21 protein-coding genes and 2 pseudogenes are annotated in these 24368 nt (G+C 44.3%); 6 read left to right on the top strand and 17 right to left on the bottom strand.

From position 1 onward, the window contains the following. The 5 genes from torC to ACVBIU_RS02020 all read right to left on the bottom strand — a co-directional run bounded on the left by torC (position 1) and on the right by ACVBIU_RS02020 (position 4251). On the bottom strand, positions 1-1179 hold the full coding sequence (torC, locus tag ACVBIU_RS02040) for a pentaheme c-type cytochrome TorC (protein ID WP_447159537.1): 1179 nt from the start codon (positions 1177-1179) through the stop codon (positions 1-3). 41 nt (positions 1180-1220) lie between these two features. Then, on the bottom strand, positions 1221-1391 hold the full coding sequence (locus ACVBIU_RS02035) for a periplasmic nitrate reductase, NapE protein (protein ID WP_447162922.1): 171 nt from the start codon (positions 1389-1391) through the stop codon (positions 1221-1223). A 253-nt stretch (positions 1392-1644) separates the two neighbouring features. Then, positions 1645-2019, bottom strand: coding sequence for a DUF2956 domain-containing protein (locus tag ACVBIU_RS02030; protein WP_447159539.1), 375 nt, complete (start codon positions 2017-2019; stop codon positions 1645-1647). Positions 2020-2130: 111 nt separating this feature from the next. Beyond that, the gene (gene hutW, locus ACVBIU_RS02025) at positions 2131-3582 is read right to left on the bottom strand and encodes a heme anaerobic degradation radical SAM methyltransferase ChuW/HutW (protein ID WP_447159540.1); all 1452 of its coding nucleotides are present in this window, start codon (positions 3580-3582) and stop codon (positions 2131-2133) included. Between the two features lie 240 nt (positions 3583-3822). Then, positions 3823-4251 carry a PACE efflux transporter gene (locus ACVBIU_RS02020; RefSeq protein ID WP_447159541.1) on the bottom strand — a complete coding sequence of 143 codons (429 nt, stop codon included), beginning with the start codon at positions 4249-4251 and terminating at the stop codon, positions 3823-3825. 210 nt (positions 4252-4461) lie between these two features. Here ACVBIU_RS02020 and ACVBIU_RS02015 point away from each other — a divergent pair, with 210 nt between their 5' ends. Then, on the top strand, positions 4462-5355 hold the full coding sequence (locus ACVBIU_RS02015) for a LysR family transcriptional regulator (RefSeq protein WP_447159542.1): 894 nt from the start codon (positions 4462-4464) through the stop codon (positions 5353-5355). An 89-nt stretch (positions 5356-5444) separates the two neighbouring features. On the opposite strand, the pseudogene ACVBIU_RS02010 reads toward ACVBIU_RS02015, so the two are convergent. The 8 genes and pseudogenes from ACVBIU_RS02010 to ACVBIU_RS01975 all read right to left on the bottom strand — a co-directional run. Further along, positions 5445-5705, bottom strand: a pseudogene (locus ACVBIU_RS02010) (ElyC/SanA/YdcF family protein); the annotation flags it as partial. A gap of 266 nt (positions 5706-5971) precedes the next feature. After that, positions 5972-6506 (bottom strand): annotated as a pseudogene (locus tag ACVBIU_RS02005) (dihydrofolate reductase family protein). A 119-nt stretch (positions 6507-6625) separates the two neighbouring features. Beyond that, the gene (locus ACVBIU_RS02000; protein ID WP_447159543.1) at positions 6626-7423 is read right to left on the bottom strand and encodes a heme ABC transporter ATP-binding protein; all 798 of its coding nucleotides are present in this window, start codon (positions 7421-7423) and stop codon (positions 6626-6628) included. Positions 7424-7434: 11 nt separating this feature from the next. Continuing rightward, positions 7435-8451 (bottom strand): FecCD family ABC transporter permease, encoded by a 1017-nt coding sequence (locus ACVBIU_RS01995; protein WP_447159544.1) that lies wholly within the window; start codon positions 8449-8451, stop codon positions 7435-7437. A 45-nt stretch (positions 8452-8496) separates the two neighbouring features. Next, positions 8497-9429, bottom strand: coding sequence for a heme/hemin ABC transporter substrate-binding protein (locus ACVBIU_RS01990; RefSeq protein WP_447159545.1), 933 nt, complete (start codon positions 9427-9429; stop codon positions 8497-8499). Between the two features lie 96 nt (positions 9430-9525). Beyond that, positions 9526-9939 carry an ExbD/TolR family protein gene (locus ACVBIU_RS01985; RefSeq protein ID WP_447159546.1) on the bottom strand — a complete coding sequence of 138 codons (414 nt, stop codon included), beginning with the start codon at positions 9937-9939 and terminating at the stop codon, positions 9526-9528. Next, on the bottom strand, positions 9936-10715 hold the full coding sequence (locus tag ACVBIU_RS01980; RefSeq protein WP_447159547.1) for a MotA/TolQ/ExbB proton channel family protein: 780 nt from the start codon (positions 10713-10715) through the stop codon (positions 9936-9938). The genes ACVBIU_RS01985 and ACVBIU_RS01980 overlap by 4 nt, the downstream gene beginning before the upstream one ends. A gap of 141 nt (positions 10716-10856) precedes the next feature. Beyond that, the gene (locus ACVBIU_RS01975) at positions 10857-11600 is read right to left on the bottom strand and encodes a TonB family protein (RefSeq protein ID WP_447162921.1); all 744 of its coding nucleotides are present in this window, start codon (positions 11598-11600) and stop codon (positions 10857-10859) included. A gap of 334 nt (positions 11601-11934) precedes the next feature. On the opposite strand from ACVBIU_RS01975, the gene ACVBIU_RS01970 reads away from it, so the two are divergent. The 5 genes from ACVBIU_RS01970 (at position 11935) to ACVBIU_RS01950 (ending at position 17942) form a co-directional block, all read left to right on the top strand. Then, on the top strand, positions 11935-13998 hold the full coding sequence (locus tag ACVBIU_RS01970) for a TonB-dependent hemoglobin/transferrin/lactoferrin family receptor (protein WP_447162920.1): 2064 nt from the start codon (positions 11935-11937) through the stop codon (positions 13996-13998). 76 nt (positions 13999-14074) lie between these two features. After that, positions 14075-14587 carry a heme utilization cystosolic carrier protein HutX gene (hutX, locus tag ACVBIU_RS01965; protein WP_447159550.1) on the top strand — a complete coding sequence of 171 codons (513 nt, stop codon included), beginning with the start codon at positions 14075-14077 and terminating at the stop codon, positions 14585-14587. A gap of 83 nt (positions 14588-14670) precedes the next feature. Beyond that, positions 14671-15240 carry a heme utilization protein HutZ gene (gene hutZ / locus ACVBIU_RS01960; RefSeq protein WP_447159551.1) on the top strand — a complete coding sequence of 190 codons (570 nt, stop codon included), beginning with the start codon at positions 14671-14673 and terminating at the stop codon, positions 15238-15240. A gap of 129 nt (positions 15241-15369) precedes the next feature. Beyond that, complete coding sequence (locus tag ACVBIU_RS01955; protein ID WP_447162919.1) at positions 15370-17229, top strand: ABC transporter transmembrane domain-containing protein; 1860 nt, start codon at positions 15370-15372, stop codon at positions 17227-17229. Positions 17230-17402: 173 nt separating this feature from the next. Continuing rightward, positions 17403-17942, top strand: coding sequence for a lipocalin family protein (locus tag ACVBIU_RS01950; protein WP_447162918.1), 540 nt, complete (start codon positions 17403-17405; stop codon positions 17940-17942). Positions 17943-18066: 124 nt separating this feature from the next. Here ACVBIU_RS01950 and ACVBIU_RS01945 read toward each other — a convergent pair whose 3' ends face one another. The 4 genes from ACVBIU_RS01945 to ACVBIU_RS01930 all read right to left on the bottom strand — a co-directional run bounded on the left by ACVBIU_RS01945 (position 18067) and on the right by ACVBIU_RS01930 (position 24031). Beyond that, positions 18067-19665 (bottom strand): AMP-binding protein, encoded by a 1599-nt coding sequence (locus ACVBIU_RS01945; RefSeq protein ID WP_447159554.1) that lies wholly within the window; start codon positions 19663-19665, stop codon positions 18067-18069. 516 nt (positions 19666-20181) lie between these two features. Then, a complete protein-coding gene (gene ccoG / locus ACVBIU_RS01940) occupies positions 20182-21666 on the bottom strand; it encodes a cytochrome c oxidase accessory protein CcoG (protein ID WP_447162917.1) in 1485 nt (494 codons plus the stop codon). A 240-nt stretch (positions 21667-21906) separates the two neighbouring features. Beyond that, positions 21907-23367, bottom strand: coding sequence for a sigma-54 interaction domain-containing protein (locus ACVBIU_RS01935; RefSeq protein WP_447162916.1), 1461 nt, complete (start codon positions 23365-23367; stop codon positions 21907-21909). A 121-nt stretch (positions 23368-23488) separates the two neighbouring features. Further along, positions 23489-24031 carry a thioredoxin family protein gene (locus tag ACVBIU_RS01930; protein ID WP_447159557.1) on the bottom strand — a complete coding sequence of 181 codons (543 nt, stop codon included), beginning with the start codon at positions 24029-24031 and terminating at the stop codon, positions 23489-23491. Positions 24032-24368 lie beyond the last annotated feature (337 nt).

Below are 24368 nucleotides of genomic sequence, written 5' to 3'. Positions count from 1 at the left end.
TTAGTGAGCCGACTTATCGAAAGTTGATGAATGCTCTTGTAAATACTTCTGCACCAAAGCTTGCGTATCTTGATCCATGTTGACGAATGCGATCATGCCTTGGAACATGCCTGGCCAAGTATTTGCGTCAAAGTGGGCAGGTGCTGGTTGAGTGTGACATACACTACAGCTGGTATCGTATGTGCTACGAGCGTAATCCCATAGTGGCTGTAGATCAGATAATAAGTAGTCAGTATCTGTCCAAATGTCAGCTTCTACACGTTGCCAAATTAGGCCCGTCATAGGATCTTCTTTCTCTTCGAATGTCTTAATCACACCTTCTTCTAGCGCAGCATCTTTAGTGAGCTGAGCTGAAAGGATATTTAAGCCAAAGTCGTAATAGATCACGCGGCCAGCACCGATTTTCTTTCTCCAGCCGTCAATACCAATCTTGGCGCGAGTACCCACAACTTCAAGCACTTTGACCTTAGTTGCGATATTTAGCGTACCCGCTTCAACGTCAGTTTTATCGTTGAAGAATAGTGGCTTGGTTAGCGCAGTGAAGTAGCTTTGTCCTACTTGAAGACCGCTAATGCCACGACCGACTTCAGCAATCAATTCAGGTGCACGAGCTGTACCCATGTCAGGTAGCGTATGTGCAATACCCTTATGGCAGTCAACACAACTTTGGTCTGTCTCAGCAGCGCGCTTCATTTGCTTAACTGCAAGCTTAGACATGGTGTCCCACTTCATTGAATCGTAGTTATGACAGTTTTTACAGGCTGCAGACTTGTCACGGTCAAATCGTTTCCATTCGCGGCTCGCCATTTCGAGGCGTTTCGCGTTGTACTTTTCAGGCGTATTGACCGTATTGAATAACCAGCCGTATACATCGTGAGAGGCTTCTAACTTACGGGCAATTTTACGGCCATAGTTATGTGGTACGTGGCAGTCTGGGCAGGTCGCACGCACGCCAGAATTGTTAGAAAAGTGCACCGTTTTTTTCAGTTCTTGGTATGGCATGCTTTCCATACTGTGGCAGCTGATACAAAAAGCTTCTGTGTTAGTTGCTTCAAGTGCAGTATTAAAGCCTCCCCAGAAGATAATACCCATTAGGAAAGCTGAAATACTTACAGTGCCTAAAGTCAGATATTTAGCCGGTTTAGTTAGTGTGCGCCAGATGTTAAGTAACCATCTCATAACGGCATCCTCTTAATAGAATTTAAAATAAGTTGTTGAAATTAGTGAGATGGAACGCCTGTAAGTGTCAAGGTTAGCCAGACAATTAAGCCGTATACGCTAACCAAGGTAACGCTTAGCGCAGGGAATAAAATAAAGATGATAAAGCCTAATGCTTTTAGCTCATCTTTTTTGTTACTAACTTGTTCTTTTGGGGGGCATTGCTCAGTCATGACCGTGTGCTCCAGCTAATCCATATATTTTGATAGGCTAAGTATAGATAGATATTGTGAATAGTGATGGAGAGATCAATGAATGAGATAAGACAACTTATGACAAATTATGAACAGATCTCCACCTAACTTTAAAATCAGAATCTAGAAATAAATCAAATGCTAAACAATATGGCGCTAAATGAGAATTGCACTAATGGCTAGTATTAGTGCAATTTCTGAAAGGAAGTGGCAGATAAGGTAAAGATGTGACTTATTGAGTGAGGATTATGTAGATAATAAAGCCAATCCAACTCAATGTGAGCAGTCCCCAAGGCAGGTACGGACTTGCTGCGCGATCTTCAATGTTACTGTGGTCATGATCTTGCTCACTGGCTTCACGCGCTTTACTTCTTAAGTCTTGTTTACGGGCTTTATCGCGCTCTCTTGCCTTACCCTTTTGCAATTTTTTATATTCGGCGATGCCTTTTTCAATCCCCTGGGCGATGAGTTTGGTTTGATCTTTGCTTTGCCCTGGCTTTTGAGTCGCTTTAGCCATTTTCATCGCTTCAGTTTTGCTTTCGGTTGAAATTGACGGTTTTGACATCGGTGCTTTTGAGTTAGTACGCTTTGGGGTTGCTGTTGCCATAGATAAATGAATGCTTAGCTAAGAATATGCGCACTATATCAGCTCTTTAAACAGATTGCAGTGCGCGTAATGGTGACATAAGCCTTGGTTTAGGTTTGGGGAAAATGTAGCCTAGCTGGCAGTTGCATGATTAGGCATTGCAACATGTTTGGGTTTTGGAACGGTACTATTAATCGAATGCCCTGCTGGTTCAAGAGGATTTTCTGCAAGATACTCAAACAAACCCGTTTGCATATTAACATTCCAAAAACGTCCGGCTAATGTAAGTCTTAACTCACTTGAAGTGAGCGTCGCTAACCCATTTTTTTGCCACTCGCTAAACAGTGGCTGTAGGTGAGTGACCATTTCAACAGACAACAAATTAAGTGTTAGTTTACCGCTATCTAAGCCACGCTTAAATATGGCATCTAACTTGGCTGATGGGTTAGGGCTCATCAACATACCCGGCACCTGCACTGGGTTATTTTGTACAGAGGAGGTATCGCTTGATATTGCTGGAGTCATCACTACATCATGAGCTAGATGCCACTGTTTAAGATCTCTGCCGTTCATACAACCGTGGCCGTGAATACTGCCGCCTGCACCTGCGCCAAAAGGTAAGATCTCTATGCCACTTTTTGCCAAGCTATTATAAACGCTGCGCTCACGGCTATCTCGGCGCCAGTGGCAACTAGATAATCGTTGCCAATTTAGTGATTCAAAGTGCGCGGCACCACTGGCATACATATTGGCACGAGTTTGACTGTCTGCTTGAAACTCGCTGAGGGCTGTACCCAGAATTTTGCCTTTTTCACGGGCGTGCTCAATACGAGTGCCACATAGACCAATCAGTTGATACAGATCAACGCCATGCACGCCACTATCAATTACTGCTTGTAGATCTTGCTGCCAAATATCTAAGGTTTGCCCTGGTAAGCCAAAAATCAAATCAATCACAATACTGGCGCTAGGGTGTTGCCTCAATTGCTGTAGGCGGTTAATTAAATAATCTCTATCATCAAAACGACCAGCAGCTTGGCGTACTTGGGTATCGAAGCTTTGCACCCCAAACGAGAACCGGTTGAAACCGTGTGCTATAGCGTTATGCCATTTATCATCATCAAAACCATTAAGCCTACCTTCTAGAGTGACTTCTGCCTTTTCAATTAGCGGAAATCGTCCAATGGCTTCGCCAAGTTGTTTGACTTCGTTGCTACTGATATCAGTTGGTGTTCCGCCGCCAACATAAACCGTATTAAAAGCTTGGCTCTGCACTAAAGGAGTATCAGCAGCGATTTTCAGTTGCTCCGTTAAGTGCTCAATGTAACGGCTTATCCGCTCTGGATTCGTGCCATTTTCGAAGAAATTACAAAAGGTACAGCGCTTGCGACAAAATGGAATATGTATATAAAGCGCGCGTTCAGATGCTTGGCTGGGTTCTTGCCACCATTGTTGCCATTGAGCAGGCTCAAGAAACACCGGACGGCTGCCACTGCGACCGGCATGAGGTGCACTTTTTACTTTAAAAGCATGTTGCAGTGGGTCTGGGCTCGCAATACCTGTCATGGTTGGTGTTAAAATCATCGCAGTTCTCAATCAACAAAGTTGTTTTGATAATGATAATTATTACTACTTGGTGTTTTGTTGCGATTGATCAAGTTATTGGGCTTTGCAATGTAAAGGTCTCTGCTATTGCTAATAGGCGGTCTAAATATTGTGAGGGGTATGAGTGGTTCGCTACCGGAATAGTTAATAGCTGAGGCGGGTGTAAAGTTAACTGCTAACGATAAACTAAGCCGTCAGTCAGCAGTTAACGGCTTGTAGTTATGAGCAAGCAATGGTGCGGTTGCGCATAATAAAGGCGCGGGTGTGATCGTAGATTAGGTTATAGGTAAAAGCATAAATGGTAATAAATACCGTTACACCTAAGTCCATAATCAATGCTTCTACGATGCCGATATTGAGAATGTAAGCCATTACCGGTATGGAAAAAAACAGCAAACCGACCTCAAACAAAGTGACATGAATGATGCGCATTTTTAACGGGCGCTTTTCTTTATCACCAGTCATAATTCGGTCGAAACCCCAGTTGAAGATGAAATTCCAAATCATCGCAATAGTGGCTACAGCTATCATCATTCCTGATAGTGACTTGATGTCGAAATCGGTAAAAATGGTTAAGCCGATAACAGATAATGTCACTGCTAGCACTTCAAACAACACAGAGTGAAATACTCGCTCTAAAATCCCCATGGTGTACTCCAATAAAAATATTAACGCTGAAAAGTGACGCTGATTATTACAAGAAATGCTAATAGAGAAAGTTAGTAGCTATCACAACTGGTGATAGCTTGTGGGAGGTGATATATTTGGCTGCAGATTTAAGATCAGTATTTGTATTGCGGTTTAGGCAGACTATAAGTTAGCACTGCTCGGTAGAAAGGCTGTGAAAGGAAAAGTGGCATGTATAGTTTTGAGCAGTTAAAAATCTTTGTTGCCGTGTGCGAAACTGGCTCGTTTTCTGCTGCGGCACGTAAGTTAAAGCGGGCGCAATCAGGGGTTAGCCAGGCAATTTCAAATTTAGAGATCGCCATTAATCAAGAGCTGTTTAATCGCGATAAAAATACCCCAGTATTAACTGAAAACGCTAAAGCGTTATTGCCAATTGCGTACTCAATCTTGCATCAACAGCAATACTTCGATCAAAAAGTTGAGTCGTTATCTAAAGTTACTGAGCATGAATTGATTATTGCTGTGGACGAAAGCCTAGTAAACGATGAGCTAGTGGCCATTATTGCACCGTTAGCTGATAAGTTCCCAATTACTCAGTTTGAGATTATTGCCGCATCGACCTTTGATGTTGAAGAGCTGATTCGCCAAGGTAAAGCGCAGGTGGGGATCATTTATGCCGATGGTGAGCTTAAAGTGGATATGGACTTCTTTGTATTAGGGCAGGCGCGTTTTCTGACTATTGCAGCAGCTGAACATGATTTGGCCAAACTGACCTTGGTGCAGGACTCGGATCTAAAAAGCTATCGTCAATGTGTGCACCGCAGTTCAGAGCAAAAGGAATTGTGGTTTAGCTACGTGATAAGCACAATGGCATGGTACGCCAATACTCATCAAAACTTAGTTAGCTTAGTTGGCAAAGGAGTGGGCTGGGCGGTTGTGCCTGAATGGTTAGTGAAACAGAGAATTGAACGTGGCGAACTTGTAGCTTTGCCTGTAGCTCATGAATATCACGGTTGGTTAACCACGGTTGGCTGCTTGATATCGAGAAGTCATGGCTCTGGACCGGTGCTAGAAAGTGTAATTGAAAGTTTAAAGGCCTATTTCTTTAGCTATGATAATCCTTAATCTAGCGGTAATTTGATCTACTATCAAAGCTAACGAGTAGGCGTAAATTCGCAGGAAGTTAGCCTACCTCAACATGTTATCTAAACGCCTCATTCAAAATAGTTAGCCAGATTTCTTCGCTTCCTATTCATAACCGACATTTCATGGGTTTCAAGCTGTTGTAACTTTTCAGTGGACAGCGTTGATCGAGCCGTGCAGTAGTTTAGCTTGATATCTGCAATAGCCCGCGGCATATGAAATGCTGAAGTGACTAAGGTCATTTCATTAAATCTATGTTGCTCAACGATAGATTTAGCCAGCGTGGCATCTTCAAAGGTAAAGCGGCTGAGAGTAATATCGGTAAAGGCGCTGTTATCTACGCCTAACTAGGTTAAATAACGCTGGCAATAAATAGCATGTGGGGTGTCAGTTTGGTTAAAGTGCGCATCAAAGCCCCCAGTGAGTAACAGCATACTATTAGGCGATAGCTAGTATTATCTAAAAGCCGTTTGACAGCGAGCAAACGCGATGGCCAACAGATTACCTGAATCGGCATTGTGGGAGCTTAAAACAATAATTACTTGCTTCATGCTGTAAATAACTATAGCAGTTGGTTTTTTGCCGTTTTTGAGAGTCATTATCGTTGTCTGATAAAGCTATTTTGCACTAGGCAGTCAAGTAAGCGCTCGGCTTGAACATGCTTAAATTTAAGCTGCGTAGCAAGCTCGCCAAATAGGGATATCCCACCACCAAGCAATACCGGAATCGTAGTTATAATCAGCTCATCAATTAAGTCTTGTTGTAAGAAGCCTTGAATAGTTTTACCGCCATCAATATAGAACTCATTATATCCTTTAGCATTGAGCTGCTGGATAAGTTCTGGCAATGACCATTAACCAAAAACACTTTTCCCTCAAGCCCATCAGGCACTTGAGTTAGCGTGTTGCTCAGCACAAATACCGGTTTAGTGTAAGGCCAATCAACCCCAAAGCTGAGCACAATTTCTAAAGTGTTACGCCCCATTATCAGTGCATCAATACGCGCCATAAAGTCAAAAAAAAACCAAGGTCTTAACCATCAGAGTTAGGCACATCATGTAACCAATAAACCTGGTTGTTTTTGTCAGCAATAAAACCGTCAAGGCTGGTGGCGATATATACGATATTTGACATAGTAAGCTCTGAATTTATTTAGAAAAACAGTGTACTTTAAGTGATGCAAAAAGCGAGTCTCCAGTAGGGCAACTATGACTCGTCTTTTAGGTTGAGAATGCTAATCGAAGTCGGTTTTTCTAGAACAGTAAAGGCGTTTGCTTACCGGGTTCCATGACCACCACGGGATCGTAATGCCACACCTGCCTTACTGTTTCTGGCGTTAAGGTTTCACTAGGAATGCCATCGCTGACGATACAACCATTTTCTAACACCACTAATCGGTCAGCATAGCGTGAGGCTTGGTTAAGGTCGTGTAGCACCACTATTACCGCATGATTTTGTTCATGGGCAAGGCTACGTGCCAAGCCTAATACACGATGTTGCTGGGCTAAATCGAGTGCTGAAGTCGGTTCATCGAGCAATAAGATCGGCGATTGCTCAGACTGTGCAAGCTGAGTTAGCACGCGCGCCAATTGTACTCGCTGTTTTTCTCCTCCAGAGAGGGTCGGATAGCTGCGCTCTTTTAAGTGCGAAAGCGCTACTTGTTCAAGCTGCTCAGCAACAAGCCTTTTGCCTTGTTGTTGGTTAAGAGATAGTGGATACAAGCCCATCTCCACTACCTCGCGTACCTTAAATGGAAAGGTGAGTGAGGCATGTTGCGGCAACACTGCCATAGACTTGGCTAGCTGTTGTCTGTCCCATGAACTAAGCGATTTACCATGAATTTTAATGTTGCCCGCCTCTACTTCAACGTCTTGGCAAAGGCTTTTGAGTAGGGTGGACTTGCCTGCACCATTGGGGCCTAGCAGCGCGGTCACCTCGCCGGCTTTAATTTGCAGGTTAATATCAGTAAGTACCGGTTTGTGACCAATGCGCACCGATAATTGGTTTACTTCAAGCACATTTGGCGCCGAGTTTGGGTTGTAAGTCTGCATAATGATTGACCTTAAACTAAGCGATGACGTTGCTTAAGTAGCAACACAATAAAGAATGGTGCGCCCAATAATGCGGTAACTAAACCAACGGGGAGTTCAGACGGCGGCACTAGTGAACGCGCACCGATATCAGCTAAGGCTAAGATTGCTGCCCCTAACATAGCGCTAAGGGGTAAAAGCTGTTTATGATCAGGCCCCACCATCATTCGCACAAGATGTGGCACCACTAAACCAATAAAGCCGATAATTCCGGTAGCAGCAACAGAGATACCAACGCCAATGGCGCATAGTACAATCAACTTTAGTTTGAGTTTGTCGACATTTAAGCCCAAATGGCGCGCCTCAGCTTCACCCAGCAGTAACGCATTAAGAGCTTTAGCGCTGCGGTTAAACTGCCAGCTTATCAATGCCAATGCGACTAAACTTAACATCACGTAATGCCACTGCGCTCCAGCAATAGAACCCATCTGCCATAAGGTCAGATCGCGAAGTGCCATGTCATCAGCCATATAGGTGAGTAGGCCAATACCTGCGCCAGTTAAAGCGGCGACTGCGACACCAGATAGCAGTAATAACACCACCGAAGTGCCACTCGGGCTGCTGGCAAGGCGATACACAATCAAAGTGGTGAGCAGGCCTGCAATAAATGCACTGAGCGCGACCATGTATTCGCCGCCTTGTGGAATAAGCACAATACAGATTGCCGCGCCTAATGCAGCGCCCGAAGACACACCAATAATGCCAGGATCCGCAAGCGGGTTTCTAAATAGTCCCTGCATCACTGCGCCGCACTGAGCCAAAATTGCACCGACAGTTAGCGCCAATAGAGTACGCGGTAAGCGTACATTATTGATCACTAGCTGTTCATGGGGAGCAACGCTACCTAGCTCTAATGGTGTAGCCCAATTCATGACGGCATGAAAACTTACAGTGGGGCTAATTTGCAGTGGACCAATGCTGACAGACATTAGGCTCGTTATCACCAAAGTGGCGAGTAAACTGGGCCAAAGCCAACGACGATTATCCATTATATTTCCTGCTCTTTATCTCTAGAAGCGATAGGGCTATGACAACTAATACCGATTAACACTTATAAAGTCGCTGGCCAATTTGTCGGCGGCTTCAATGGCACTTAACCCTAAACCACCAAGCAGTGCTTGTGGCTTGAGTGATTGAATATGTTGATTCTTACCTGCTGGAGTATGTTCAAGTAGTGGCATCTGTTTTAGCAGTTTGGCGACTGGATTTTGAATCTCTTTATCTGAGCGATTAGAGATCAAAATGACATCGGGTTGCAGTGACAAAATCCCCTCTTGCGACACAGATTTATAGCCACTAAATCCTGCAATATTGGTACCGCCAGCTAACTTGATAATGATATCTGCAGCGGTATCATCGCCGCCCACTCGTGCAGGCCTATCAGGTTGCATCAGTAAAAATAAGACTTTAGGTGCATCGCCTTGCTTTGCTATCTGTTGCTGCTTTTGCTCTATTTGCACAAAAGATTGCTGTACTTGATTTTGCAGTGTTTTAGCTTGTTCTTGGCGATTAAGCAGCTCACCCATTTCATCAATATTGCTTAATAATTGAGACTGAGTATAGGCATCTTGCAGTTGGATCACGTTAACTTTGGCACCGCTCAGCACATCAAGTGTAGCTTTAGGGCCCATAGCGTCGGTGCCCAATAACAAACTTGGCGACAGCGCTAGAATACCTTCGGCGCTTAACATACGGTGATAGCCCAGCTTTTTTACTTCATCATAGCCCTGTGGTAGTTGGCTGGTGGAGTCTACTGCGACTAATTCATCGCCAGCATCTAAAGCCAAGAGCAATTCGGTAACTCCAGCGCCAGCGCTAACTACCCGAGCTTGCAGCCCTGAATGATCGTGGCCTTCATGGGCAAAAGCGGTTTGATTAAATACCAATAGCGACAACAAGGCGCCTGCGAGCACGCATTGCTTGGGCCTATTTTTTAACAGTGGCTGTAACAGTTTTATATGTAACATGGGTAACTCCAAATAAATTAATACAGTTGGATTAGCTCGTTAGCTAATCAAAAAAGGGTGAATAAAAATAATTGACAACAGACTATTTCGTGTCGATTAAGGCTCCATCAAAATTTGGGTGTTACTGATGTTTTGTCGCTGCATAGCAGCCAGTAGCGTCATTAAAGGTTGTATTGGTGCGGTTTTATCGGCAGCAATAATCACTTTGGCTTTCGGTGAGACTTTAAAGGCTTTTGTTAATGCGGCTTCAAAGGCGCTAAAATCTGCGTAGCTTTCGCCATCAAGTGCCCAGTGCGGCTCACTTGCTAGCACATTAATCGCAATATGTTTCTCTTGAGATATTGCTGTCAGCTTTGAGTCTGTTTCGGTCGGTACATCCACAGGTAAGCTTAATAACTGGCTATTAGCTGTAAGCAGCAAAAACACCAATACGATAAAAATAATGTCGATAAGCGGGGTCAGGTCTAGGCCAATACTGCCAGTGCTTTCTTCTATACCTGCACAAATCATGAGTGCTGTCCTACAGTTTGAGCGCTTGTGGTATTGGCTTGAACAGTAGAAGCCGCTGAAACACGATTATTACAGTGAGCCTCTTTACAGGTCGTTGCTTTTGAGCATAACTGCGCCGCGCTGTCACTGCCGATGCTCAGTGCTTGATCAAAGCCTTCTAGCCATAAGTTGAGCAGGTTGAGCGCATGGGCGATTTTATTGCAACGACGATCAGCCCAGATAGTAAATAGGTGTGCCATGGTGATTGCTGGCAGTGCAATAATTAACCCTGCAGCAGTGGTGTTCATTGCTAGGCCTAAACCGGAGGCTAACTGCGATGGAGTAACAGGGCCATCGGATAGGCCTAGCTGGTTAAACATTTCGATTAAACCTAAAACGGTACCAAGCAACCCCAGCATAGGACTAATCACGCCGATGATTTGCAGGATCTTCAAGCCTGATAAAAGATTTGATTTTTGCTTTACTAACCAAAGCGATACTATCTCTTCGCGCATAGCTCTTGATTGATCACCATGACTCAACAGTAGCGCTGTGCCCTTGGCTAACATACTGCGGCCTTGGCTTATTTGCTCCATCAGTTGTTGTCTTTGCTCTGGCGTGGCACTGCGTGCTTGCTGACGCAGTTCTGTTAACCAAGTATCACGTTTAGGTAGCTCATAAAGCATTAGCGCTAGGCGCTCTAAGATGATCATTAAGCTTACAAATGCACAGATAATCAATGGCCAGGTTAGATCACCCAGTTGCTCTGATAGTTGTAGATATAATAGTTGAGACATTCACTTTCCTTGGCGAGACCTAAGCATCGCATTTACGGTAAAAATCAATACAAATAATGTTGCATTATCCCTTAAACACTACATTTTTAGAGTTTTACACCCTTAATGTCTGGCTATCCAAGCAAGACTGACTAATACGGGTTAATTGAGCGCAAACTTCACCGGTACTCTCACCGTATAGGAAAAAGCTGTTTGTGGTTTTGGTGCGGTAAATCGCCACTTTTCAACAGCGCTTAATGCGGCTTTATCGAGTAAGCGATAACCCGAGCTATCCACGAGAGTTAACGACAATTGTTCACCGATCTGGTTGAACATCACTTCAATAGTGGCTGTACCCTGAAAGCCGCGTTTACGGGCTTTTTTTGGGTAATGCGGTTGGCTTGGTGGTGCGGCAAATGTGGGCTGACTTAAGGCGACAGTTTGCTTACTCACACCTTGCTTGGCTTCAACTTTAGCTTGGTTGTGCGATTGAGTTTGCGCAACGTCTGTTGTTGGCTCGTCAGTGACTTTTTGATTAACGTCTTTTACGACTGGATTGCTCGCTGGCTTAGTGACGGATTGCGTTTTTTGCTGGGCAAGCTGAGTTGCTGTAGAGCTTGCTTTTACGGAAGTAGGCTTAACCTTTTGTGGTTCAGCTTTAGCAATAGGTTTAGTCGGCTGCTTTTCAGGTATTTTTTGTTGAGGGTTTATCAGCTTAGGCGCTGCAGGTGTTTCTGCTGCCGCTTGGCTGGCTAGCATAGCAATAGACAAACTTACTGCTTGGCTTGACCCCATCGCTGAACCTGTACTGAGTTGCAATTGGGGCGCAGTATTTTGCGATGCAAGTACGCCACCTTGGATTAATACAGTTAAGCAACCAAAAGCAAAATAACGTTTAGGTGTCATGCTGAAACCTCTTACCTAGCAAATAAAACCAAAAATGAATCAATATCAGCATTTTCTAACTTAACTCCAATGTCATCATCTCCTTTACAATCTTGACAGAAGAATTGATTATTTACATTGTTTACAAATAGTTAGGGTTGGCCTGCTGTTCCTAGAGGCATAAGATATATCAATCCTAACGAGATCGCAAATGATAATGATTTTCATTTGATCTTAATTTTTATCTCAGGTAAAGTGCCGAAAAATAACAAAACAGCGATCTGTTTTTTGGGTATTTGCAATCAGCAGCATCCCAATCGAGACGCTATTGATACTGACCTTGAGGATTGAACCAATGATCAAGAAGCCTGTTGTAATCGCAATTGCGATGGCTCTTAGCTCTAGCGCTTATGCTGCACCAACTCAGCAAACTAATGAGCAACAAGTTACTGAATTTGATGAAGTGCTTGTTACCGCAACCCGCGTTAGTGAAAAAGCATCAGAATCGAGCCGCAGTGTGGCAGTCGTAACTGAAGAACAATTGCAAGAGTCGCAACCAGCATCAGTTGCTCAAGCATTGCAAAACGAAGCAAATGTTAACGTGACCAATGGGCCTCGCTCGTCATCTCAAGGGGTTGAAATTCGTGGTCTAGGTGGTCAGCGCGTATTGCAAACTATCGATGGTGCTCGTCAAAATGCTAACTCTGGTCATCGAGGTACCTACTTTATGGATCCCGAGCTACTAAGCTCGATAGAGGTCGTTCGTGGTCCTGCCAGTAGTTTATGGGGCAGTGGCGCAATTGGTGGTGTAGTGGCTCAAAATACCAAGTCAGCGTCTGACTTTTTAGAAGAGGAAGACACTTTTGGTGGCTACTTAAAGCAAAGTTACGACTCCAATGGCGACCGCGTTAAAACAAGTGGTGCAATATATGGTTTGTCAGACACGAGTGCAGGTAATGTCGATTGGTTGCTAAATGGTAGTTATTACGACAGTAACAACATTAAAATTGGCAATGATAAAACCCTTGAGAACAGCGCATCGGAAGGGACTAGTGGCTTAGCTAAGTTTGGCTGGGATCCGACGGAAGCTCAGCGTTTGCAATTATCTGCGCGCTTTTCAAATATTGATGAATTAGTCCCAAGTAATCCTGCAACTAATGTTGGTAGTTCAGTACCTTTGGTTAAACGTAAAACAGAAGACCAAAATGTGACCTTGGATTACAGCTTTAATCCAAGTGACAATGTGCTGTTAGATCTCAATGCCACTGTGTATTGGAATGGTACCGATTACCATGAGGATCGCATCACTAAGAATCAAGTCGATAATACTGAGTATGACACCTTAGGATTTAGCCTTAATAATAGTTCAACGCTTGGTAATACCGTACTGACCTATGGTGTTGATGGTTATAAAGACTCAATCAAAACAGTGCGTGACGATCGCGGTCAAGCTGGCCAGCGTCCTGATGACATAGATGGTGAAACTACAGTTTGGGGCGCATATACGCGAGCAGATATCAAGCTGGCGGAGAGTTGGTCAGTTGACGCTGCGGTGCGTTATGACGCGTTTAAAAACGACAGTAACAACCTAAATATATCATCGGATGACAATGCGTTTTCACCTTCAGTTGGTCTCATCTGGAAAACGACTGACTGGCTAACCTTAAGTGCACGTTACGATCAAGCATTCCGTGCGCCAAGCATGGAAGAGATGTTCTCGACGGGTACTCACTACTGTATTCCTTCAATCCCGGGATTTTTGCCTAATGGCTTATGTAATACCTTTGAAATCAATCCAGATTTGAAAGCTGAGCAAGCACAAAACAAAGAGATTAAAGCTGACCTACGTTTTGCCAATCTTGCTGGCAATGATGAGCTTGCGATTACTTTAAACGCATTTAGAAACGATGTAGATGACTTTATCGAGCAATCAGTTTCTAACCCATTGGTGGGAATTCCTGGTTTTGAGCAAACAACCTCTTGGAGCAATGTTGACGAAGCTAAACTAACCGGCTTTGAGTTTTCAACTCGCTACCGCTATAACCAAACTCGTGTGAGTTTAAACTACGGTCAAACCGAAGGTAAGGATAAGGCTACCGATGAATACCTATCTAATATTCCAGCTAAAAAACTAGGTATCGATCTATCGCAAGCCATTATGGAAGGCGACATGAAGTTTGGTACTCGCTTTACTTATGTTGCCGACCAAGATCAATTACCAACAGACAACGTTAATCAGTACGATTCTTACAAACTATGGGATGTGTATGTGGCGTGGGAACCTGCCATGGGTACATTCGAAGGTCTACGAGTCGACTTTAGCGTTGAAAATATCGGTGATGAGGAATATCGCCAAGCGTGGCAAACTTTGTACGAACAAGGCAGGAATTTCAAATTGTCAGCGCGCTATAGCTTCTAATTAAGTTAATTGAGAGCGAGGTCGATTCATTAAATTGAGTTGACCTCTTTGCCGTTTATTTTACAGGAGGTATTCCATGTCAGTATCAGTTGAGCAAATCCGTCAGCATTTAGACAATAACCCTGCCGCAATGCCAAGTCAGGTGGCAGTAGAGCTTAACATCAGTGAATTTGCTGTTGTGTCGGCTTTGCCAAAAGACCAGCTTACTATCTTGCCGTTAGCGCAGAAAGACGCATTATTAACTGAGCTTCCAGAATGGGGCAATATGACCACAATCGTGTCGACGTCGGCCAGTATTTTTGAGTTTAAAGGTCGTTTTCCTAAGGGAAAATATGCCCATGGTTACTATAACTTAATCACTAAAGGTGATGGGTTACATGGCCATTTGAAGCTTGATGATATCAGTGCGATTGCGCTTATAAGTAAGCCATTTAGAGGTACCGAAAGCCATTCGATTAATTTCTTCGGTGCACAAGGTGAGGTGGTGTTTAAGGTGTATTTAGGCCGTGATAAAAAACGAGTGTTATTGCCAGATCAAGTAGCACGGTTTATTGAGCTAAAGCATAGCGTTAACTCTGTTACAGCTTAATCAATTGAGTTAATCCATGGCTGATATCGTGACTGCTATCAGCCATTTTAATTTGCCGGATAATAGAAAAAGAGACTAGAGCAATGAGCACTGAAAAAGAGCAACGATTACGAGACAAACTGTTACCAGAAATAGAAGCATTCAAAGCCGAACGTTCAACATTGCAACTGGCAACCCAAGACGCTAATGGTGTGCCAAACGCGAGTTACGCCCCTTTTGCTTTAGCGGATGACGGTTTTTATATTTTAGTCAGTGAGCTTGCCCGTCATGGCACTAACCTCAAAGCTGTAAATCGTTTATCGGTTATGTTACTCGAAGATGAAGCTGAAGCTAAAAGTGTGTTTGCACGTAAACGTTTAACGTTTGATGCCACAGCGGAGCTTGTTGATCGTGAAAGCGAAGTATTTACTAAAGGCGTTGCCGCATTATCAGCGCGCTTTGGTGAGATGATAGATAACCTAGCCAGTCTTGGTGACTTTAATCTGTTTAAGCTCAACCCACACCATGGCCTTTATGTTAAAGGTTTTGGCCAAGCATTTAGCCTTTCTGGCGCTGAATTATTAGAAGTTGATTGGAAGCGTGATGGTCACCATAGTACCCCAAAAGTTGATTTGGATCTGCAACAACCAGAGCTTGTTAATTCAGCCAGTTAATCCTCTTCTCCACAATCAGCTATGATGTTAAAAGTATAAATAAACAAATAACAATGCCCGCCTTTGCGCGGGTTTTGTTATTCTGCTGTTGTTTTTATTGTAACCTTTGCATAGGTTAGGGATATTGCATTGAATCAAAACGCTTCTTCTGTTGCCAAAGACAAGCCATACTCACCGACTGCTAATGGTGCTAAACCACATGTTAGTCAGCGTGCGGTATTACCTTGGATTGGCGCTTTTCTAAAACCTTATCGCGCTAAAGTGATCACCGCGATTATCTTTTTGTTTATCGGCTCGCTCGCTTGGCTATCGCTGGGGCAAGGTGTGCGCCTTATGGTCGATGAAGGCTTTTTAAAAGATAACGGATCGCGCTTAAACGAGATCATTTTGTTGGTCATTGGCATTACAGCGCTCAGTAGTAGTGCCATTTTTTGTCGTTTCTATTTAATGACCTGGCTTGGCGAGCGTGTTAGCGCCGACATTCGTTTAAAAGTATATGACCATCTATTAAAACTCTCTCCGGGTTTTTACGCCAAACTCCGAACCGGTGAGGTGATCTCGCGATTTACTGCTGACTCAACACTATTGCAATCTGTCGTTGGTTCAAGCCTATCAATGGCGTTAAGAGCTAGTGTAACTGTGATTGGCGGTATCGTTATGATGGCAATCACCAGCTTCAAAATGACAGGTTTGGTATTGTTGGCTGTCCCTTTAGTGTTAGGGCCTATCTTCTTTTTTGGCCGAAAAGTGCGTGATTTATCGCGTAAAAGCCAAGACAAAGTGGGTGATTTAGGCGCCTATGTGGATGAAACTTTGCATGAGATCCACACGGTGCAGGCATATTCTCATGAAGATCAAGATAGAGCGCTGTTTACTCATCGTGTAGAAGCGGTGATGGATGCAGCAAAAGGGCGAATAAAATACCGCTCAATACTTATCTCGTTGGTGATGTTCTTAAGTATTCTCGCCATCGCGTTGGTAACTTGGGTTGGTGCCCACGATGTCATGAGTGGTGCAATTAGTGCGGGTGAGTTATCGGCCTTTATGTTTTATGCCGTGATGGTGGCAGGTTCAGTCGCAACCATTAGTGAAGTCATCGGCGAAATTCAACGTGCTGCAGGGGCCACCGAGCGTTTAATCGAGCTGATTGAAACCCCAATCGATATTCCGGTTATCACTGAGCCTCTGGAGCTGCCAACACCTGTTCGTGGCGAGCTTGAGCTCAAGCAGGTACGTTTTGCCTACAATAGTATGAGACTGGGTAGCACTGAGTTAGATGAAGAGGGCTTTGAAAGCGAGGTGATCCGCGGCTTGAATATTCATATCAAGCCTGGTGAACGGGTTGCATTAGTCGGCGCTAGTGGTGCAGGTAAGAGTACCCTGTTCGAACTGCTGCAGCGTTTTTATGTGTTAAATAGCGGCTCAATCGAATTAGATGGTGTCGATATCGCCAAGCTCACACCACAAACATTACGTCAGCAATATGCCTTAGTACCGCAAGAGTCGGTGATCTTTGCCACTAGTGTGCTTGAAAACGTGCGCTATGGCCGACTGGAGGCGAGTGAGGATGAGGTGAGGCAAGCCTGCATTGCCGCAAGAGCCGATGAGTTTATTAGCGATTTTAGCGACGGTTATCAGACTTATCTTGGCGAGCGCGGCGTGCGCTTATCGGGCGGACAAAAGCAACGCATTGCAATTGCGAGGGCGATACTTGCCGACAGACCTATTCTGTTATTGGACGAAGCCACCAGTGCTCTCGATGCTGTCAGCGAGCAAAAGGTGAAGTTAGCACTCGATAGCTTGATGGTGGGCAAGACCACTTTGATCATCGCTCACCGTTTAGCGACGGTAATTAATGCGGATCGTATTTTAGTGTTAGATAAAGGCGTTGTTGTGGCAAGCGGCACGCATCAACAGTTGATGCAAAGCAGTGATCTTTATAGTGAGTTTGCGAGCCTGCAGCTACTGACTGACGATAGCCCTGCATAAGGCTATATCGCGAGGTGAGAAAGCTGGGCTGCCAATATGGAGCGGGCAAAAAAACACATTGGTAAATGAGTGGCTAGATAGAGTTGCTAAATAGAGTAGTGAAAAGAGTGAACTTAATATTGTTGTTAATCGTATGGATTACAAGGTTAATTTAAATTTTTAAGGGGAGTGGTATGCGCTTAGGGCTAATGTTGATATCGATACTGTTTTTATCCGCTTGTACTAGCTTGCCCAGTGGCATTGAGCCGGTTAAGCAATTTGAGTTGCCACGTTATTTGGGCACTTGGTATGAGATTGCACGGCTTGATCACAGCTTTGAGCGCGGCTTAAATCAGGTTACCGCCACCTATGAAATGAAAGATGATGGTGGAGTCAAAGTGATTAACCGTGGTTACTCACAAGCTGAGCAAACATGGGATGAGGCTGAAGGAAAGGCTTACTTTGTCGATAGTCCGAATGTAGGGCATCTCAAGGTATCTTTCTTCGGGCCATTTTATGGCGCTTATGTGGTGTATGAGCTAGATAATGGTGACGATAGTGAGGACTACCAATATGCATTTATCACTAGCTATAATCGGGATTACTTATGGTTTTTATCGCGCAGTCCCGTGGTGAATGGTGCGCTTAAGCAACAGTTTATCGATCAAGCTAAACAGTTGGGCTTTGCCACAGAGCAGATCATCTGGGTGAAGCAGAATAAAGTTGAGAGTTGAGAGTTGAGAGATAAAGTTAAGGTTGTGATTTAAGAGTTAAGAGTAATAAAAGGAGCCGTAGGCTCCTTTTATGATTTCATACCATGTCAGTAGTTTGATATGCCGCTGTGGGATAACCGCAGCATTACCTGCGTAGTTCGCGCCTTAAAATCTTGCCGACGGTGGATTTTGGCAGTGCAGCGACAAATTCTATCATTTTCGGCACCTTGTAAGCGGTGAGCTGTTCACGGCAATAGGCTTCGATAATTGACTTTGCTTGCTGTGTATCACTGTGAGGTTCGCTCAGTACGATAACCGCTTTGACTGCTTCGCCACTTCGCTCATCTTCAATTCCGATAACCGCACATTCAAGAATACTGTCGTGGTTTGATAGTACGTCTTCGACTTCATTTGGGTAAACATTAAAGCCTGAGACGATAATCATATCTTTCTTACGGTCGACAATTTTGTGGAAACCCTCTTCAGTAGCAATCGCGATATCACCGGTTTTAAAGTAGCCATCGGCAGTCATCACTTTGTCTGTTTCGCTCTGTTTGTTCCAGTAACCTAGCATGACCTGAGGTCCATAGACGGCAAGCTCACCGGTTTGACCAATGGGTACTTCATTGTCATCCATATCAAGGATCTTCACTTGAGTCGCAATAACGGGTTTACCTATGGTGCCCAGTTGCTCAAGTCCTGGTGAGTTAAGCGATACAACGGGTGATGTTTCCGATAGTCCGTAACCTTCAGAGATGGTGCAACCTGTGGTTTGCTCCCAGATTGTTGCCGCAGCTTGGGTCAGTGCAGTGCCGCCTGAAATGGTCACTTTTAGGTGGCTAAAATCTAGTGCTTTAAATTCCGGCTGATGGCATAGGCCAACAAACAAAGTATTAAGGCCGGCAAATCCCGTGAACGGATATTTTGATAGGGTCGATATTAACCCCGCAATATCACGTGGATTAGGGATCAGCACCGAGCAACCGCCACGCTCATAATAAAGCACTAGGTTTACCATAAAAGCGTAGATATGGTACACAGGCAGCGGCGCCACGAAAATCTCTTCGCCCTCGACGATACGGCTACCTAAGCGCGATTTAATCTGCATCGCATTAGCAATTAAATTACCATGAGTCAGCATGGCACCTTTCGACAATCCTGTAGTGCCACCGGTATATTGCAGTGCGGCAATTTGCCCGGAAACGCTGATCACTGCGGCATAGGTAAGTGTTTGTCCTTTTTCCAAGACATCACAAAAAGATACGGTCGCGAACGGTACTTCAGGTTGTGGCTGCGGCGCAATTAAGTCCATCGCATGGGTGGATATAACGGTTTCAATGCCGGTGTTTTCTACCACTTCAGTTAGCGTAGGTAACAAGTCAGACAGCACGACTAAGGCTTTAGCACCCGAGTCATTAAATTGATGAATAAGCTCTCTTTGGGTGTACAAAGGGTTGGTATTGACCAGCACCATTCCGGCTTTGATGGCGCCATAAGCTGCAATAACAAACTGAGTAATATTGGGCAGCTGGATGGCAATTCTATCGCCTTGCACAAGATTAGTTTCTTGCTGTAGATAAGCGGCAAACTGACGTGAATAGCGATTAATTTCGTTGAAGCTGGTTTCTTTGCCTAGGCACGAATATGCGACTTTATCACCGTAGCGGGCACTGGCAAGTTCGATCAGATCGATAAGAGAGGCGTAACGCGATAGGTCTAGTGTGGTGTCTGAATCGTATGCCATTTAAATACCCTTTAGCTGGTTGGATGACTATTTAGGTCACTATTTTGATCACTATGTTCGATCAAGTTCGTTCTGATTCGTTGTCCGTTCTGATGTTCATTCTGATGTTCGATATTGTGATTATTCAAAATCAAACAGGTGTTTAGATTAGTGCTATCTATACCGAAAGGTCAATGGCATTAGTACAAAAGAGTTGCAAACGAGTTGAAATAAATTGTTTCCTTACTGTCGCCAGTATGTGCTGCTTATCTGACTGTTAAGTTTAGACTTTTTGCTCTAAAACGGAGCAGGGTAAAACGAAGCCGGATAAAGCAGAGCCGGAAGAGCCGGGAAAGCGTGGGCGGGGGTAACCGTGTCTGCTATCGCATTAGTGTAGGTCGGGATTTATCCCGTCAAAGAGGTTGGAAAGGGTGGTAAAGATTGGGTTTGTGCTTTGCCTTTATGCTTTTTCTAGCAGGACGAAGTCCGTCCTAGAAGCGCTGCGCTCTCGAAGCGTTGCGCTCTAGAACTAGAACTTTAAATCGGTGCGAAGAAGCTCGATTGCTGCGAGATCTGACCATGATTGTGTTGCTCGGCAATGGTAAAGGTGATCTCATTTTGGCGACTTGCTAGCTGTTCTGGCTCAGCAACCACTGTAATCGGGTAGTCTAATTGTTCTCCGGGCTTGATCTTCAGATCCACTTCACCAATTAATCGATAGCCATTATTGCCAGAGACATAGATGCGGTAAAGTCGAGTTTGTTGGGTTTTATTGCGGATCTTAAGCGTGAAGCTGTTCTCAATCTTGTCATCTAGCGTTTCACGGTACAGGTTTTGTCTATCGCGAATAACGTTGAATTCAATATTATTACGGTTATAAATATCCACAGCAATAACTGTCATCATCACAATGGCTGCGATGCCGTAACCAATAAACTTATAGGACTCGTAAAAGGGTTCTGCTTTGCCTACCAGTGCATTTTCGCTGCTGTAGCTGATGAGGTTAGGCTGATAGCCAAATTTATTCATGGTTTGATTACAGGCATCGACACAGGCGCCGCAGTTAATGCATTCATACTGCAGACCATTACGAATATCAATCCCGGTGGGGCAAACCTCGACGCATAAGTTACAGTCGACACAATCCCCTAAATCAGGCACCCCTAAATCAGAATCCGTTAAATAGGCGCCATTTAGGCGTAAATTAGCGTTATCCATTTTCGGTTTACGCTTACGTGGTCCACGGCTTTCACCTCGCGCTGCATGGTAAGTCACCGTTTTAGTATTAGCATCAAACATCACAGACTGAAAACGTGAATAAGGGCAACAATGTAAGCACATCTGCTCGCGCATCCAGCCTGCATTTAAGTAAGTGCAGATAGCAAAGAACCACACCCAAGTGGCGACCCAAAAGCTGGCGTTAAAGCTAAAAATATTCAGATAGAGTTCACGGGCTGGCACGAAATAAGCGATAAACCCGCAGCCAGTAAGCAGTGCAATAGCGCCCCAGATAGAGTGTTTTAGCAGGCGTTTTTTGAGTTTGTTAGCATTCCAAGGCGCCTTATCTAGGGCAACCCGCTTATTACGGTTACCTTCGATACGGGTTTCAATCCAGACATACATAAAAGTCCAAGCGGTTTGTGGGCAAAGGTAGCCACACCAGACTCGGCCCCAAAATACAGTGATAAAAAACAGTAAAAATGCCGCCGCAATAAACACCCAGGCTAAAATGGTAAAATCTTGAGGCCATAACGTGGTGCCGAAAAAGATAAATTGCTGCTGATCCAAATCAAATAAAATCGCCTGCCGGCCTTGGTAAGAGATGAAGGGCAACAGGAAGAATAACGCAACCAGTAAGCTATTCATTGTTGTTCTAATTCTCTGGTAATCCCCTTTCTGCTCGCGAATATGGATCTTATTTTGGCTCTGCGTCGGGCTTGGCAGGACGTGTACAGGGATCCGCTGTTCTCTGTGGACGCGATTGGCGTTCTCTATCGTATTATTAGCGTTATTGTTAAGCATTGGACTTCTCTACTATGTGCATTTATTACAATGCAGTCATTGTTCACAGCGGTTGTTTTATTCGCTGCGTCTTAGTAGTGATATAGCAAGCATTAGGCCAAAAAGTAATTTTAGTAAGGTTATGTTTTTATTGGTTAAAGTCTGGAGCCTGAATGCCTTGGTACACGATATATCGCGTTATGACGATATATCGTGTACTACTGCGCGTACTCATAGGATTGAAGCGGTAACAAGCGCTAATTAAACGGGGCGAGTAATTACTAACTTGTTCATTCGAGAGCGCAATGTGCTTGGTGGAAGACCTAGCATGGCAGCGGCGCCATTGGCACCAGATATACGCCATTGAGTTTGCTTAAGAACGCTGAGAATATGCTGCTTCTCAACTTGTTGCAGCGTTTGGTTACTCACCATGGCATCGATTGCATTATCTGGCTGGTGGGGGGCTGGTAATTGTGCAAATTCCAGTATGGGGCCATGAGATAAAATCATCTCTCGCTCAAGAACGTTCTGTAACTCTCGCACATTACCCGGCCAGCGGTGCAGCATTAACTTTTTCATGCCTCTTTGGCTTACCCGATCTACCTTCTTACCTAATTTGCGGTTTAAGTCTTGAATAAGGTGGCTGACTAATGCGGGAATATCACCTAGTCGCTGCCTTAATGGTGGCACGGCAATTGGAAAAACATTGAGGCGATAATAAAGATCCATCCTAAATAGACCTTGTTCTACACGCTTGAGCAGGTCGTGATGCGTCGCAGTTATCAAACGGATATCAACCTTAATCGTTTGGCTACTACCGACACGTTCAAACTCTTGCTCTTGGATCACTCGAAGTAACTTAGATTGGGCTTCTAAGCTGAGTTCTGCCACTTCATCGAGAAACAGAGTGCCTTGGTGGGCCAGCTCAAATCGCCCCTTACGACGGCTTGTGGCACCGGTATAGGCGCCTTTTTCATGGCCAAAAAGTTCGCTTTCTAATAATCCACTTGAAAACGCGGCGCAGTTAACACTGATTAAGGGTTTATTGGCGCGATTACTCAGTCGATGTAAATTACGTGCGACTAGCTCTTTACCTGTACCGTTTTCACCGCTAATAAGTACCGTGCTTTCAGTGTTGGAAACCAGTTTAATTTGTTGGATCAGCTGGATAATCGCCTGGCTGCTCCCTGAAATTTCCACATCACCAGTACGGTCGGCAAGCTCGAGCTGTAGGTATTGATTTTCGAATGAGAGCTTTTCTGACAAGGCTTGAACCTGCTCAAGTGCTTGCCTTAATGAACGCTCAGTTTGTTTTTGAATACTGATATCACGAAATATCGCTACCACGCCGATAAGCACTCTCTCTTTATAGACTGGCGTTGAGGTGTAGTGCACAGGGAAGCTAGAGCCGTCTTTGCGCCAGAACACTTCGTGGCTGATCTCGCGGGCAATACCATCTTTTAGGGTGTTGTAAATGGGGCAGTCATCTTTATGATAATGGCTGCCGTCACTATGGCTATGATGATGGCAATCATGGATATTTGTGCCAAGAAGCTCATCGGCGTTCCAGCCTGTCATTCGCTCTGCTGCTGGGTTAATAAATACCGCATTACCGGCTAAATCAAAACCATAAATCCCTTCGCTAACGGCGTTCAAGATAAGTTGGTTTTCAGGAAGAAAGCCATCGTGATTGGTTGTATCTTCAAGGTTAATCGCAGACATTTTTGCCCTGTATTCTCAGCAGTTAATCAGTAAAGTATACGCTAAAAGAACAAGGTCACGAAATAACGTGACCTTAGTAGTGATATCTTTAACCAAACGGTTAAAAGGGCTGGCTAGGCTACTAGCCTTTGGCTTTTTGCAAGCCGTGCAGCACCGACTCCATAGTGAGTTGGCTTGGTAGCACTATGCCACTGGGGGCACCTGGGCCGTAGATTTTATTATAAGGTGTACCGCCTCGGCCCTGTGTCTGCATGTAGTTTTCTACCACAACATTGGGCTCGGTCCAGTCACCCTGCATGAGAATAATCTTATTCTCAGATAAGGCATTAACTATCTTCTCTCTATGGGTGACACCAATTTTGTTGGCGTAGCAGATATTGCACCAGTCAGCGGTGATGTCCACAAACACGGTATAACCGTCGTCGACCAGTGGCTGAATTTGCGCTGGGGTTAAGGTTTGCCAGTTAAGCTTTTTATAGGCGTCATAATCTTCGCCGTAATGAAGAAAAGCAAATACGCCACCCACGCACACTGCCATAAAACCCATTACCACAATCACGCCATTAGGAATGACTCTACCCTTAATTTTAAGGGTAATAAGTGATGCGATAATGATACAAATCAGCGTGAAAAAAATCAGAATTGAAACTGAGATGCTGGTCATGAATACTCCATGTAATTAGGTCAATACCGACTCGACTGACATGAGTCTCATCGGGTTTTAAACGGATAGATTAAGACATATTGCATCAATTTGATGAAAATTACCTGAGTACGACAGATATTTATTGGCATCAGCTTAATTAGCCATAAGCGAGGTTGTCGATGCTGGTTGTGACCAATAGAGGTTGATGATGTATATTGTGGCGATTAAAGGCCTTATTTAATGCTCAAGGCTGCTTTTTAAGATTGAGCGCCCAGGTTGAGTGCCTAGGTAGGGAATCGAGGTTATTTCAAGGGTAAAAAAAGAAGAGTAATGAAAAGAGCAATCATAAGAACAA

This window comes from Shewanella sp. 30m-14, from assembly GCF_052977125.1.
Note: the sequence above shows the minus strand (reverse complement) of the source record. Positions and strands in the feature narration are given on the sequence as shown.